This window comes from Hyphomicrobium sp. DMF-1 (genome assembly GCF_027886585.1).
GTDB lineage: Bacteria > Pseudomonadota > Alphaproteobacteria > Rhizobiales > Hyphomicrobiaceae > Hyphomicrobium_C > Hyphomicrobium_C zavarzinii.
Genome location: NZ_CP115706.1, coordinates 2,165,591 through 2,179,104 on the forward strand (window position 1 = coordinate 2,165,591; position 13,514 = coordinate 2,179,104).

At 62.4% G+C, this 13,514-nt stretch carries 17 protein-coding genes and 1 tRNA gene; 14 read left to right on the plus strand and 4 right to left on the minus strand.

The genetic code is table 11. The annotated features are described in order from the left end of the window. The first annotated feature begins 5 nt into the window (after positions 1-5). The 11 genes from PE058_RS09895 to PE058_RS09945 all read left to right on the plus strand — a co-directional run bounded on the left by PE058_RS09895 (position 6) and on the right by PE058_RS09945 (position 8,865). On the plus strand, positions 6-401 hold the full coding sequence (locus PE058_RS09895; RefSeq protein WP_271030491.1) for a hypothetical protein: 396 nt from the start codon (positions 6-8) through the stop codon (positions 399-401). Continuing rightward, the gene (locus PE058_RS09900; protein ID WP_271030492.1) at positions 398-805 is read left to right on the plus strand and encodes a hypothetical protein; all 408 of its coding nucleotides are present in this window, start codon (positions 398-400) and stop codon (positions 803-805) included. The genes PE058_RS09895 and PE058_RS09900 overlap by 4 nt, the downstream gene beginning before the upstream one ends. Before the next feature lie 2 nt (positions 806-807). Further along, entirely contained in the window at positions 808-1,635 is an 828-nt protein-coding gene (locus PE058_RS09905) for a hypothetical protein (protein WP_271030493.1), read from the plus strand. A 102-nt stretch (positions 1,636-1,737) separates the two neighbouring features. After that, positions 1,738-2,907, plus strand: a complete 1,170-nt coding sequence (locus tag PE058_RS09910) for a hypothetical protein (protein ID WP_271030494.1) — start codon at positions 1,738-1,740, stop codon at positions 2,905-2,907. 425 nt (positions 2,908-3,332) lie between these two features. Beyond that, positions 3,333-4,871 (plus strand): hypothetical protein, encoded by a 1,539-nt coding sequence (locus tag PE058_RS09915; protein WP_271030495.1) that lies wholly within the window; start codon positions 3,333-3,335, stop codon positions 4,869-4,871. A gap of 129 nt (positions 4,872-5,000) precedes the next feature. Then, on the plus strand, positions 5,001-5,555 hold the full coding sequence (locus tag PE058_RS09920; protein ID WP_271030496.1) for a hypothetical protein: 555 nt from the start codon (positions 5,001-5,003) through the stop codon (positions 5,553-5,555). Beyond that, positions 5,552-5,893 (plus strand): hypothetical protein, encoded by a 342-nt coding sequence (locus PE058_RS09925; protein WP_271030497.1) that lies wholly within the window; start codon positions 5,552-5,554, stop codon positions 5,891-5,893. Before PE058_RS09920 ends, PE058_RS09925 begins: the two co-directional genes overlap by 4 nt. Continuing rightward, on the plus strand, positions 5,877-7,250 hold the full coding sequence (locus tag PE058_RS09930) for a hypothetical protein (protein ID WP_271030498.1): 1,374 nt from the start codon (positions 5,877-5,879) through the stop codon (positions 7,248-7,250). Before PE058_RS09925 ends, PE058_RS09930 begins: the two co-directional genes overlap by 17 nt. A gap of 276 nt (positions 7,251-7,526) precedes the next feature. Next, positions 7,527-8,195, plus strand: coding sequence for a M15 family metallopeptidase (locus PE058_RS09935; protein ID WP_271030499.1), 669 nt, complete (start codon positions 7,527-7,529; stop codon positions 8,193-8,195). Next, positions 8,192-8,431: a hypothetical protein gene (locus tag PE058_RS09940; protein ID WP_271030500.1), complete on the plus strand. Its 240-nt coding sequence runs from the start codon at positions 8,192-8,194 to the stop codon at positions 8,429-8,431. Before PE058_RS09935 ends, PE058_RS09940 begins: the two co-directional genes overlap by 4 nt. 203 nt (positions 8,432-8,634) lie before the next feature. Next, positions 8,635-8,865, plus strand: coding sequence for a hypothetical protein (locus PE058_RS09945; RefSeq protein WP_271030501.1), 231 nt, complete (start codon positions 8,635-8,637; stop codon positions 8,863-8,865). 93 nt (positions 8,866-8,958) lie between these two features. Here PE058_RS09945 and PE058_RS09950 read toward each other — a convergent pair whose 3' ends face one another. The 4 genes from PE058_RS09950 to PE058_RS09965 all read right to left on the minus strand — a co-directional run bounded on the left by PE058_RS09950 (position 8,959) and on the right by PE058_RS09965 (position 9,959). Beyond that, a complete protein-coding gene (locus PE058_RS09950; protein WP_271030502.1) occupies positions 8,959-9,177 on the minus strand; it encodes a peptide chain release factor-like protein in 219 nt (72 codons plus the stop codon). Positions 9,178-9,208: 31 nt separating this feature from the next. Continuing rightward, positions 9,209-9,493 (minus strand): hypothetical protein, encoded by a 285-nt coding sequence (locus PE058_RS09955; protein ID WP_271030503.1) that lies wholly within the window; start codon positions 9,491-9,493, stop codon positions 9,209-9,211. A 5-nt stretch (positions 9,494-9,498) separates the two neighbouring features. Further along, positions 9,499-9,756, minus strand: coding sequence for a hypothetical protein (locus tag PE058_RS09960; RefSeq protein ID WP_271030504.1), 258 nt, complete (start codon positions 9,754-9,756; stop codon positions 9,499-9,501). 129 nt (positions 9,757-9,885) lie between these two features. After that, positions 9,886-9,959: transfer RNA gene (locus PE058_RS09965), tRNA-Cys, on the minus strand. A gap of 128 nt (positions 9,960-10,087) precedes the next feature. Between PE058_RS09965 and PE058_RS09970 the strand changes: the two genes are divergently transcribed. The 3 genes from PE058_RS09970 (at position 10,088) to PE058_RS09980 (ending at position 13,248) form a co-directional block, all read left to right on the plus strand. Next, the gene (locus PE058_RS09970; protein WP_271030505.1) at positions 10,088-10,537 is read left to right on the plus strand and encodes a YkvA family protein; all 450 of its coding nucleotides are present in this window, start codon (positions 10,088-10,090) and stop codon (positions 10,535-10,537) included. Positions 10,538-10,793: 256 nt separating this feature from the next. Beyond that, entirely contained in the window at positions 10,794-11,459 is a 666-nt protein-coding gene (locus PE058_RS09975) for a protein-L-isoaspartate O-methyltransferase family protein (RefSeq protein WP_271030506.1), read from the plus strand. Positions 11,460-11,919: 460 nt separating this feature from the next. Continuing rightward, positions 11,920-13,248 (plus strand): TolC family outer membrane protein, encoded by a 1,329-nt coding sequence (locus PE058_RS09980; protein WP_020087141.1) that lies wholly within the window; start codon positions 11,920-11,922, stop codon positions 13,246-13,248. Positions 13,249-13,514: the final 266 nt, after the last annotated feature.

Genomic DNA, 13,514 nt, shown 5'->3' on the forward strand with positions numbered 1-13,514 from the left:
CTGATATGTGGGAAGTCGATTTTGGAGGCGGCGCGACCAACATCTACACGGAGGAGGCGTACCGGGGCCTCGTGGCCGCAGGCTTGCTCGGAGGAACGACGGCCCGCCGTCTCGTGACCGGAGATATGATCCGCGCGGAAGCCCAACGGCGCATCATCGCGCTCACGGGCGCCTCTGACCTCCAGTCCTGCCTCATCAAGCAGCTCAATGCGCAGATGCGGGCAACGGAACTCGTGAACAAGCGGGCATTCGGCGTTGCGCTCACGACCGACGAGGAAAACGAGGCGGTGTCTCTGCAGGCCCTTGCTGACGGGATCAAGTCGATCCGTGCGCGCTCGAACGAGCTCGAAGCCGATCCGCCTGCCGACTATACCGATAACAGCCACTGGGCTGCGGCATGACGCACCTCGTCCCGGTGCCGGGAGATCTCATCTCGGCCAACTGGCATTTCGCGGAGCCGTGGGTGCGGAGCGCGGTCGAGCGCGCGGCACTGATCGAGACCGTCGAGAGCTACCGGGCGCGCTGTCTCGAGGGATCGGCCCAGCTCTGGCTCATCCGGGACGACTGCGTGATCGGGGCGGCGATCACCGAGGTCTACGACAGCCCGAAGGGGTTGACCTGCGCGGTGCCGGTCGTCGGGGCCGTCAGTCTCGATGACATCGGCCCGGCCTTCGAGGAAATCGAGGCGTGGGCGCGGGCAGAAGGGTGCGTGCGTTTGGAAGGGTGCGGCCGGCCGGGTTGGCCGCGGGCGCTCAAATCGCGCGGATGGCGCCTGTTGTCCGTCGTGGTCGAGAAGGAAATCTGAGCATGGGCAAGAGCAAGCAGACATCGACGCAGACGCAGACGCGCAGTCCGTATTCCCCGGCGACGGGGATGATCGATCAATCGATCTCCGGCGCGCAGGACTGGCTGAGCAATCCGGCAAGCTCGGCGGCCTACGACTACACACCGTCTGACATGACCACGCAGGGGATTGGCAAGCTCGGGGCGGCGGCGGGCGCAAACGCGTCATCGGGCTACCTGACCAACGTGCTGAACGGCAGCTACCTCAATGCCGGGAATCCCTATCAGTCCGATCTCGACGCCGGCATCCGGGCTTCTGTCGCGCCGAGCATCAACGCCACGTTCTCGAATGCGGGCATGGCGGGCAGCACCATGCATCAGGGGATGCTCATGAAGGGCCTGACGCAGGCGCTCGCGGCGCCGCGGTATCAGAACTACCAGGCCGAGCGCGCGAACCAGCAGGCGGCGGCCGGCCTGCTCCCGCAGGTGGACGCGCAGGCCGCTCAGCAGGCCATCACCGCGGGCCAGATGAAAGAGGGCTACGACAAGGCGCAGTGGGACGAGAACCGCACGGCGGGGCTGCGGCCGTATCTGGAGACGCAGGGTCTGCTCGGCACCTACGGCAACATGGGCGGGACCTCGACGGGGTCGAGCACGACGAGTGCCAAGACGCCGTTGGGAGAGCAGATCCTCGGTGGCGTGATGGGGATTGGCGGACTGATGTCTGGCAATCCGCTTGGCATGATCGGCCAGGGAATTGGCGGCCAGAACTGGGGGTACAACGCTCCCGCCGGCACGCTCCCGTGGCAAAAGAACTACAGCCTTATCAACGCACTAAACTCGGGAAACTAAGGAGGCGTCATGGCGGGGCTGCTGGGAAATTTCTCTGAGCCTAAGGGGGGCCTTCTCGGGGGTGATTGGTCCAGCTTTGGGCAGGGGCTTCAGAATGCGTTCATGAATCCGATGACGCTAGGCGGCCTGGCCCTGCTTTCGGGTGAGGGCATGGGAGGCGCGCTGCGCGGGATGCAGGTGGGTGGATCGTTCCAGGACCAGCGCCGCCAGCTCGCAGAGCAGGAGCAGAAGAAGCAGCAGTTCGCTGGCTTGCTGGCGGACCCGTCCGTCACGAGCGCTATTCCGGCGCCGATGCTCCGGATTGCGGAGATGGCAGGCCCGAGCGCGGGTGCCGAGCATCTCGCTAAGTTCCTTGATCCAGCGCGGGATGCTGATCTCGCCTACAAGAAGGCGCTCACTCAGAAGGCGCAGCGTGACAATGCGCTCGCGAGCGAGGCGGCGGCCCGCCAGAAGGCTCTTTACAATGCCTTTATGACACCCCCTTCCGGTCCTGCGCCAGCACCGGTTCCGCCTAGTTCCAACCCGCCTACATCAGGCGCCGCGCGCTTTTCTGCACCTGGCTTGGCGGCTCCGCCGTCTGCCAATCCGCAGACAGCCCAGGATATTTTCAACGCGTTGCCGCCAAACAAGAGGGCGCAGGCGCAGATGGCGCTCGCAAGCGGAGATATGGAGGAGTTCCGCAAGATCATCGGCGAGGGGCCGCCGCAACTGGCTGACAACCTCACGCCCGGCGAGAAGCGCGTCGATCAGACGTTTGCCAAGACCTACGAGGATTTTGTCCTGAGCGGCGGCGCTGCGGACGTGAGCAAAAACCTCTCCCAGCTTCGCGGGGTTCACAAAGACCTTACGAGCAAGGACGGTCCTAATCTGACGGGGCCGTTGCTCGGCTCGATGCCGGATTTTGTGACATCCATCACACATCCGCAAGCAGTCAACACGCGAGAGCAGGTCGAGGAGGTTGTGCAGCGCAATTTGCGCGTCATTCTTGGCGCGCAATTCACACAGAAGGAAGGCGATCGACTGATCGCGCGCGCTTATAACCCGCGCCTGTCAGAGGCAGAGAACGCAAAACGGCTCGGCCGCTTAATCGTTTCGATGGATCGTGCCGCAAAGGCCAAGCTCGCCGCAGCTGACTACTTCGAGCGCAACGGAACAATGAAGGGATATCGAGGTAGCACGTCTTTCAGTTTGGCGGATATTGAAGCCGATATCGATGGCGGTACAGATCTCCCTGCTAACGGTAGCGATTGGTCAATCAAGAGGATCGACTGATGGCGAAATATCGCATCACCGGTCCGGACGGGGCCAACTACGAGATCACCGCTCCGGACGGAGCGTCCGAAAGCGATGTGCTCAACTTCGTGAAGAAGCAGACCAGCGACGGCGAGAAGACAGGCGCGTTGTCGGCCGCTACGCAAGGCGTCGGACAGGGGCTCTCCTTTGGGTTCGCGGACGAGCTCGAAGGCGCTGCACGTGGCGCATACGATGCGTTTACCAGCGATCAGTCGTTTTCTGACGCCTATGCCTCACGGGTCGCAAATGCCCGCCGTCGCTTGGAGAAGGCACGAGAAGATCAGCCTCTTGCATTCTACACGGGCGAGATAGGCTCTGCCCTCGCTGTCCCCGGCGGCCTTGCTCGCGCTGGCGTGCGCGGAGCGCTGGCGAAAGCCGCGGAGAAGGGGTTGGGAGCGCGCTCGGTGGCTGCAGCCAAGGAAGGCGCAGTTTATGGTAGCGCCTATGGTCTCGGCTCTGGCGAAGGAGTTGAAGGAAAGCTCACCAATGCCGTGACCGGAGCGGGCGTCGGTGGCTTTCTTGGTGCTGCCGCTCCTGCCATCGTCGACACGGCGTCTGCTGTTGCGCGCGGGCTCACGAATCCGCTCAGAGGATACGCACAGCCCCAAGCTGTCGCTGCCGAGAAGATGGGCGAGGCGTTCGCGCGAGATGCCGGCGCAAGCGGGACGCCGAACGACGTAGCGCGCGCTATGCTGAAGGTTCAGCAGTCCGGGCGCGTCGCTGCGGCGAGCGACCCACAAATGATGCTGGCAGACATCGGCGGTGATAACGTGCGCCGACTGTCTCGCCAAGCGTTCAACATGCCCAATGATAGGGCGGAACGGTTCCGCACGGTTCTTGACCGTCGTCAGGTGACGGCTCCTCGTCGCATAGAGGATGCACTTCGTTCCACGCTCGCGGACGGAAATGAGTTTTTCGACGTGACAGGAAACCTTGTCCAGTCACGGGCAAAGGACGCCACTCCGGCGTTCACGAAAGGGTATGCCCATCCGCTGAGTGCGGAGGCAATTCGAGACTTTCAAGACTTTGCCGCTTCGCGCGGCTACGTGCAGCGCATCTTCGAGAAGACGACCGAAAGTGTCCACGGCATGACCGGTAAGACGGTCGACCAAATGGCACCGTGGGAGATGCTGCATCGCGCCAAGATGGAGATCAACCGAGAGATAGGACGATTGAAACGCGGCACCCCGGACAGCAAGGCAAACTGGGACATTCGCGACCTGACGCAGATCAACAGGGAGCTAGGAGCACTGATCGGGAAGCACAACAAGCCTCTCGCTCACGCTCTGTCAAAGTTCGCCGACGAGAGCACGATGATCCGGGCGGTTGAGGATGGCCTTGACGACTTCAAAACCCTCCAACCCGAGGAACTGGCCAAAAAGATTGGCCGCATGCCAAAAGCGGAAGCCGACTTGTACAGGATCGGCGCAGCACGCTCTCTCGTCCAGGACATCCGCCGGGGCAGCGCGTGGAACGATAGGACAAAGAGCCTGTTCGCATCGCCCGAAATGAACCTGAAGCTGAAGGCGGTGTTTCCGCAGGCGGGGGAACGATCGCGCTTCATGCGCGTGCTCGACAACGAGCGGAGGAAGGCGCGGCTGCGCGGTAAGGTTCAGGGTGGATCTCAAACGGATCAGAACCTAGTTAATGCGGACGAGGCGGGTGCGCCAATGAAGGCGATCCTTACGGCCGCTCAGGCCACGACAGGGCGCATTCAGCCCCTTCTCGACATGCTAAGCCGGGCCGGAAATCGTTTCTCGGGACTTACGCCGGCATCTGCAAACGCAATGCTCGACATTGCTATGACCCCGGCCGGGCAGGGCTTGCATCCTCTTGTCCTTAAGGGTGCTCAACGGGCGGCTTCGTTGCCGGGTCAGCGGGCGCGTACGGCGGAAGGTCTACTCGCTGGATTTTCCAGCGGCCTTCCGGGTTCTTGGGACTGATGGCGGAAGCAATAGGCCCGCCAACAAAATAAGCCAGCAACAGCCCGATTGCGGCACCGAAAGCGTACAGCCCGTAGCGTTCGAACGGCGTCATTCCTCCCACATAACATGCTTCGCTGAGGCCGACCAATGGCTGAAATCGCCGATCTCAATGTCAACGACGCCAACAATGTTGCGCGGTTTCCCGAGGGGCAAAACATCCCGACCATCAACAATGGTGCGCGGGCCCTCGAAGGGATCATCGCTCGAGCAGACCGGGACCGGTCGGGCGTCACGCTCACCACTGGCTCCGGAACAGCCTATGCCATCCTGACCAATGCCGCCTATCCCGCCCACGCGGCCGGCATGTGGTTCATGATCCGGGCACATGTTGCCAACACGGGTGCGGCAACCCTCACGGTCAACGCGCTCGCCGCCAAGCCCCTCCGCCGGCAGGGTGGAGACGCGCTCGTCGCGGGGGACATCGCCGTCAACCAGATCATCCTCGCCATCTACAACACCGCTGGCGACTACTACGAGTGCGTCGGAATCGGAGAAAGCGTCGCGATCACCGGATGGGACACCGCCACGGGAACGGCAACCCGCACGACCTTCGCGACGGGCAGCGTCACGCTTCCCCAGCTCGCGGAGCGTGTGAAGGCCCTGATCGACGATCTCACCACCAAGGGGGCAATCGGACCATGACCCGTCTCGATCGTTTGGAGCTCGTCGTGCGCAGCCTCGCCGACCGCGTGCTCGGGGAAGAATACACGTTCGACGCCATCGCAGAGCAGGAAGCCGCGGAGCAGGGCGTGTCGTTCTCGCCGCCCGCCGTCGACAAGGAGGGGATCGTCGCGGATGTGCTGGCGCGACTGCCGGCGCCTCAGGCGTTCGATGCAACCGCCATCCTCGCCGAGATCTCGGCGGTCCAGCAGCGGCTTTCGGCGCTGAGCAAGCTCGTCATGGACCATGAGAAAGACCTGCAAGCGATCCTGCAAACCGAAGTGGTGGTGGAGGACAAAGGCCGTGCTGTCGCTGCTTGATCATCTGAACCGCCGCTCGGAGCCCACCGGAGGCCTCCTTGGCGGCTACACGCCGTCACGCGAGATCATCGACCGGGCGACGCTCCTCCCCATAGGACAGTATGAAGACGGGAGCCTGACGTTTGCGTGGCCTGGGTTCCTCAAGGATGCCTATGACGGCGCTGTGAGATCAGCCGTCGCTCAGGAAGGCGCTCCTCTCTACGACGACGGCGGGCAGTACGTCTCAGGAGCGCAAATGCAGCCGCTGGATGCGTTCAATGCAGCGAGCTTGGGGCCTGTGTCGGGTGTTGTCGGGCGTGCAGCCGGTGCCATTCCCAGAGGGGCGCTTGGTTCAGGCGGAAGCGATATGCTGTCGGGTGCGAAAGGCATCCGCGCCTATCACGGTAGCCCGCATGACTTCGACAAGTTCGATATAAGCAAGATCGGAACGGGAGAGGGCGCGCAGGCTTATGGCCATGGGCTGTATTTTGCTGAAAACGAAGGGGTTGCTAGATCCTATCGGGATGCGCTCGGAAGTCCGGTTAGGCAAATGAAGCCTGCCCGCTCGTCCGATGAGGAGCAGGTGCAGCAGGCACTATCCCAATATGTGAGAGATTTGGGAGATGGTGGATGGGACGATCTTGTTAATCTGCGTCACGCCGTGGTCAATGACATAGAGAAGGATCGACTACCACCATCTGCACTCGATACGTTCGATAAAATGGTCCAGGATGGCTGGTTGCCGGACACGCTTAACAATGGACGCATGTACGAAGTAAACATCAACGCCCAGCCAGAGCAGTTCCTAGATTGGGACGCGCCTCTCTACGATCAGGGCGAACCCGTACGAAACGCAATGGAACAGTTCCGAACTGTACCGGGGGCACAGGACCTGTGGAGCATTCGTGGGCACCTGAGAACAGATCTGCCAGGTTCATCCGCGGTCAACCACCTTGCCAAGCTCCTGGGAGGGCCAGAACACGTCTCTTCTAAGCTTAAGGATGCGGGAGTTCCCGGTGTCCGTTATCGCGACGCAGGCTCTCGCTGGAATGGGCAAACTAGATATGACGATCCAACGCGCAACTACGTCGTGTTCGACGACTCTCTCATCGACATCATGCGGAAGTACGCCAACCCACCTGAAGCCGGTCTCCCCTCTCTCTTGGGCCAATCTCAGCAGGACACCCAGCTCGCAAGCGCAGACCCACAATATGATGCGTACGATTTACTGCAACAGATGCGGCGGCCGCCGCCATCCCCGTTCTGGATCGATTTCCAGGCGCTCGACCAGCAGCAAATGATGGACCCGCCGCAGATGGCCATCCCGCCGGAGCGGCAGTCTCCGGAGCGTCTCATCCCACTTCGAGACAAGTGGTGATCAGGGCCGCAAGGCAGGGTCTAGAGTATCGATGTGAAAAGCGCCTCCCCCGAGCCATTTCGGGGCGTAATCACGTCGCGTCAAACACACCGCATTCGTGATCGTGTAGCGCGGGTCAGACATGCGCTCCGCGAGCTTTTCCTCACACACAGCCTTGCTCGGAAACTGGCCGGAGTGCCGGTGCTCTGTTCCGTCGGCCATCTTGTACAGCAGATAGAGCGTTGCGGGTTCCATGGTGTGCGTCCGTACCCGTTCAAAACGGCGAGAGAATGACACATGATCCTGAACGAGAGAAGCCTGCGAAACCTCGAAGGTGTGCGCCCCGAGCTCGTCGGCGTCGTCAAGCGCGCTGCGGAACTCTGCCCCGTCCCCATCGTGGTCACCGAGGGGTTGCGCAGCATGAAGCGCCAGCGCGAGCTCAAGGCGGCCGGGAAGTCGTGGACGCTCGACAGTAGGCATTTGACGGGGCACGCCGTCGACCTCGTGGATGCCGACGACTTCAAATACGACATCCCCGACATGGACCGGATCGCGAAGGCGATGAAGGAGGCCGCGGCGGAGCTCGGCGTCGCCATCGTCTGGGGCGGGGACTGGAAGCAACGGGATACGCCGCACTTCGAGCTCGACCGCAAAGCCTACCCGGCCAGCGGCGTGAGCGTCGCGACGAAGGCGAAAGAGGTGGCAACCAACGTTGCGGCCTCGAAGACGGTGCAGATCGGAACCGGCCTTGCTGCCGGCGGCACCGCAGTTTCAACGGATTCCATCCCGAGCCCACCCGATCTCACCGCAGTTTCAGCGTGGAAGTCCTTCGGACAAACGCTGGCGGATCTTGGAACTTGGGCTTCGAGCCATCCTGCTCTGACCTTCGGGCTCGGGGCCTGGCTGGTCGGGACGATCTTCTGGAATCAGATCAAGGCCGCCTGGGCCGAATGGAGGGCGTCATGATCATGGCGTGGTTTGCGGCGCGTCTCGTCCCCATCGGGGCGGGGCTCGTCGTCGTGTTGGCGTTGTTCGCGTGGGATCGAGTGCGGATTTGGAACGCAGAGGGCCGCGGTGAGGATCGGGCGCTCGTAAAGGTGGAACGCAACAATGCACAGCTCTCGGAAAAGGCTGGCTCTGCCGGCCGCAAGTCTCTTGATCCTTCCTCTGGCGGGGTGTTCAACCCCCACTACCGCGACTAGCGCTGCGGCGGTGGCGACGAGCATCGGTCATGTCGCACCCTCGAGACGCGATACCTGCGAAACGCAGCGCAAGCTCGCCGCGCAGTCCTCTCGCATCGACACGATCATCATCGGCAAGGAGACGGTCTACAAGCCGGCACCGTGCCGCGATCAGACACCAGCGACACCTGAGCCTAAAACCTCTTGAGGTAGGACCATGGCCGATGCACTCGACACCGCCACACTGGAAAGGCTGGCCGCTCACTTCCCAGCCCGAGCACACGACCAAAGAGCTGGAGAACCGGCTGACGCACCTCGAGATCAACTCAGAGGAGCACACACAAAAGCTCAGCCTGCACGAGCGGGCGATCCTGGGAATCCTGGGGGCGCTCTACGTTCTCGCCCAGGACAGGTTTCCGGTGATCGCGGAGGTCATCAGGGGAGTGCTGCAGTGAGCGAACGGTTCAAAGGGTATCTGTGGGCGATGCTCGGTCTCACGCTCGGCAGCATCGCCTACTACGTGGTGTTCCCTCCTGTGTGAGGGGGCGTTACCGAAATTCTGGATCTGTGAGCGCCGCTTCAATCATGCCGACTGCGACGATGCGGTTTCGGTGCTGCGATCGACAAAAACCGACAGTAGCGGTGATGCCTGTTGGGATGTGTGTGACCTTCACGTCGCACGGGTCAACGCCGACATGCTGTCCGCCCATGGAAGGCTTTCTCAGCGTCTCAACCTTGAGATCTTCTTCTCGGAGCAAAGCTGGCATCCCCTTCCTTCCTCTCCTTAGAGACGCTCACTCAGAGAATACGCAAGATTGCACGACGAATTTCTGGCCGACCAAGATCTCCATCAAACTTGGGTGGCACCGCTGGCTCAGTACGGAAGTAGATCATCCCGGGTGTGATCTGCTCTCGCAGCCTCTCAACGGCTTCTGCCTTGAAGTCTAGACCTTCCGGGAACGGAGCCGCCCGGTTCCACGAGAGCGGTATCCGCGCCTCGTCTTTATGGCGGACGACGTACCCGCGCGCCTCCAATACGCGAATGAGTTCTGTATCGTGAAACGCATCGAATCCGTTTGTCATCGTCCTCACTCCTTAGAGGTGGGGGTGTCAGTTGGTAGAGGCTCGTTCTCGTCGAAAGTCAGGACAGCTCGATACGTTTTGTCGCCAGTGAAGCGATCCTGAGTGACGATCAGCCGGTAATTTCCGATCTCCACCATGTCCTTATCCCGGACGATGATCTCGCCTCCCGCCGCTACGGTGAGTGAAAGAACGGTCATAACCAGCACGCGGTCGCTCTCGCCGAATGCTGTTTCGGGAATCCTCACGCTCGCTTCGTCCGTCATGTCTTCCCACCTCTCCTAGAGAACAGGACACATACGGGTGTCCCAAGAATTGTCCCAACGCGAACCGCGCGCAGGACGCGAATGGCGCGTCTCGCTTCTGGTCAAGTCGTTGATCTGCTTAGAAAGTGATGGAGGCCACGCCCGGAATTGAACCGGGGTACGCGGATTTGCAGTCCGCTGCGTCACCACTCCGCCACGTGGCCTCTGGATCGTGTATCCCGGACAGGGGCGCCCTGTTGCCGGGGCTCGGGCCGAATCAGGCTGGCCGAGCAGCGCCCGTTTCCGGCGCGAGCGACGCATCTATCATAGAGAGGAAGCTTAGCACAAGCATATGGATGTCGATCTCGGCGACGGCGGTAAGGGTGTGCAGGTGACCGGACGGGTGCGGAACGCGGTTAAGCGATGGTTTCGGCGGCTGGAGGAGCTGGCCCGGCGGGCAAAGCGCGACGGCCTCGCGCTCTATCTCGCCACCCGGGACCCGCGCGTGCCCTGGACGGTGAAGGCCTTCGCCGTGCTGGTGGCCGCGTATGTGCTCTCGCCCATCGACCTCATCCCGGATTTCATTCCGGTGATCGGCTTTCTCGACGAGCTCATTCTGCTGCCGCTCGTGGTCGGGCTCATCGTGCGGTCCGTCGACCCGGCCGTGATGGCGGAACTCCGGGCCGAGGCCGCACGATTGGCCGAGCGCCCCCGGAGCCGCCTTGGCGCTGCGCTGATCCTCGTCATCTGGGCCACGCTGGCGGGCCTCGCCGTGTGGATGCTGTGGCCGCGAAGCGACTGAGCGCGCGGACGTTCAATTCCGAGCTGAAAAGAGGGGTTTCGGTCTGCTCTGCAATGTCGCGGGGATGTGGCCGCGGGGCGCGACATTGAGTATGGTCGGCGCAACGCACGGCCGTTATTGCTCAAGTCATGGTTCGGATTTTCGTGCTTCGTAGGGGGCTCGATTCTCACGGTCCCGAGGTGCAGCGCGCGCGAGAGCGGTCGCGCTTGCCATCGGGATCTGGGCTCGCTTTCGCGGACGCACTCGGGAGGACGCAGTGGACTACGCCATTCAGCGCAAGAACATGGTCGAATCGCAGGTCCGGCCAAGCGACGTGACGGACCGGCGGATCATCCGCGCGATGCTGGACCTTCCGCGCGAAGAGTTCGTGCCGGACCGCGTGCGCGGCCTCGCCTACATGGATGGTCCTGCGCAACTCGTGGAGGCGGGCGGCAAGACGCGGCGTTCGCTGCTGGCTGCCCGTATCTTTGCCAAGCTAGTGCAAGCCGCACAGATCGATCCGACGGCGACTGTGCTCGATGTCGGCGCGGGAACGGGCTACTCGTCGGCGGTGCTCGCTCAACTCGCCGGCCGCGTGATCGCGCTCGAAAGCGACGCCGGCCTTTTGAAGACCGCGCGCGCGAAGCTTCCCGCGGTGGACAGCGGGAAGGTGACCTTGGTCGAGGGCGAACTGCCGACGGGCTGGGCAGCCGAGGGGCCCTACGATGCCATCGTGGTGGAGGGTGCCATCGAGACGGTGCCGTCCGATCTCCTGGATCAGCTCAAGGACGGCGGGCGGCTGGTCGCGATCGTGGGCGACGGCCGGACTGGACGCGCAACGGTCTGGCTGCGGGATGGCGGGGCATTCGGGGCCACCGAAGTGTTCGACGCCAATGCCGAAATCCTGCCGGGCTTTCACAAGGCGCGGGCTTTCGCCTTCTGAAAATTGTTGCTCAGGCATCTTGCATCTTGCGGAGGCCCACTTATCCACCGGATTGGCGGCGGGCAGAGGCTCCGTGGGCGGCTTTGCAAATTTGTTTCGTCAAATCATGACGTTGACTTGTCTTTTCCGCTCAACCCCAAGGAGATGCGCCGAAGGCGTTCCTGGGGGTTGTGTGTGAATGCGGCCACTCTTTTTCCGGCTTGTCGCTTTGAAGGGGGCTCTCGGTCTTCTGCGAATCGGGCCGCTGTTCTAATACGTTAGCTAAGGCACTGGTGTTTCCTTCCAGGGCCTCTGGGTGCGCGCCGGTTTTTAGGTGTTGCCCGGAGGAACCTCGGGGCAGGTCTTGGAGTCGAATTTGGTCGAGCTCAAACACACTTTGCGGTCTGCTGTCTTTGCTGTGGTCGCCACGGCAAGCGGCGCCGCTATTTTTGCGCCGACGGCTGCTCGCGCGGAAACACTCATGCAGGCGCTCGCGTCTGCTTACCAATACAACCCTCAGCTCGATGCCGAGCGTGCACGCCTGCGTGCCACGGATGAGGAAGTGACGCGCGCCCGGTCCGGCTTCCGGCCTGTGATCACGGGTAACGCCGACGTCAACTACCAGAACACCAAGACGCGGACGACGCTCGGGACGACCGAAGCCGAGACGAAGCCCAAGGGCTACTCGGTGGATGTCGTACAGCCGATCTTCAGCGGTTTTCGCACCATCAATGCCGTGAACGAGCAGGAAGCGAACGTACGCGCCGCGCGCGAGACGCTGCGTTCCGTCGAGCAAACCGTTCTTCTCGACGCGGTCACGGCCTTCATGGACGTGGTGCGCGATCAGGCGATCGTGAAGCTCCGCGAAAACAACGTCAACGTGCTGTCGCGCGAGTTGAAGGCCACGCAGGATCGCTTCGCGGTGGGCGAGGTGACGCGGACCGACGTCGCGCAGGCGCAGGCTCGCCGCGCAGGTGCCGTTTCGGCGCTAGATCTTGCTCGCGCCAATCTCAAGACGAGCCGCGCAAGCTACGAGCGCGTGATCGGTCATGCGCCGGACAACCTGGTGGAGCCCGGTGGCCTCGAGCGCTATCTTCCGCGCTCGCTTGACGAAGCCAAGAGCATCGGCACGCAGGAAAATCCTGCGGTCGTCGGCTCGCTCTACCTCGAGCAGGCCGCCCGTTTCGGCGTCGATCGTATTCGCGGTGAGCTTTTGCCTCAAGTGCAGCTCGAGGCGTCCTACTCGGACCGCTACGACACGACAACCACGATCGAGCAGTCCGAGGCGGCAATCGTGACCGGCCGTCTTACGGTTCCGATCTACGAGGGCGGCGAGGTCTATGCCCGCGTTCGCCAGCAGAAGCATATTCATGTGAGCCGGCTGCAGGAAATCGAGCAGGCACGCAGCGAATCCGAGGCGCAGGTGGTTGGAACCTGGTCGCAGTTGCTCGCGGCTCGTGCTCAGGTCGAATCCGATCAGTCGCAGGTGAGTGCCAACACGACCGCCCTCACGGGTGTGCGTGAGGAAGAGCGCGTTGGCCAGCGTACGCTGCTCGACGTGTTGAACGCAGAAGTGGAATTGCTCAACTCTCAGGTGCAGCTCGTCTCCACGCGTCGCAACGTGGTGGTGTCGAGCTACGCAGTGATGGCTGCGATCGGTCGGCTCGATGCGGTGAATCTCGGGTTCACCTCGATCGCCTATGATCCTGAAGCACATTATCAGGAAGTGCGCCGTAAGCCCTGGGGCACTTCGATAACTCATTCGGACGGCCGTATCGAACAGCTTCCGGCTACTGAATCCGTAAAATAAATTCCTTGAGCAGGCCGGGTGCGGCGGGTTAGCTGACGGCTGACCGCCTGCCGATTTGTGTTGTCATGTGGCTTTGCCACATCGTTGCCCACTATGGCGCTTAGCTTGGAGCGCGGTGGGAGTCCCACACACAACTTTGCATATGCGGGTATGCAGCTCTGTCAGGGCGCGGGTGGTCCTTGGCAGATGCAGCTCTACGAACGCCTCGTTGCGCGGGTACGCACCGAGGCCGGGGAGGCCGTTTCTGCGGGCTCCTCAGTCGGGGA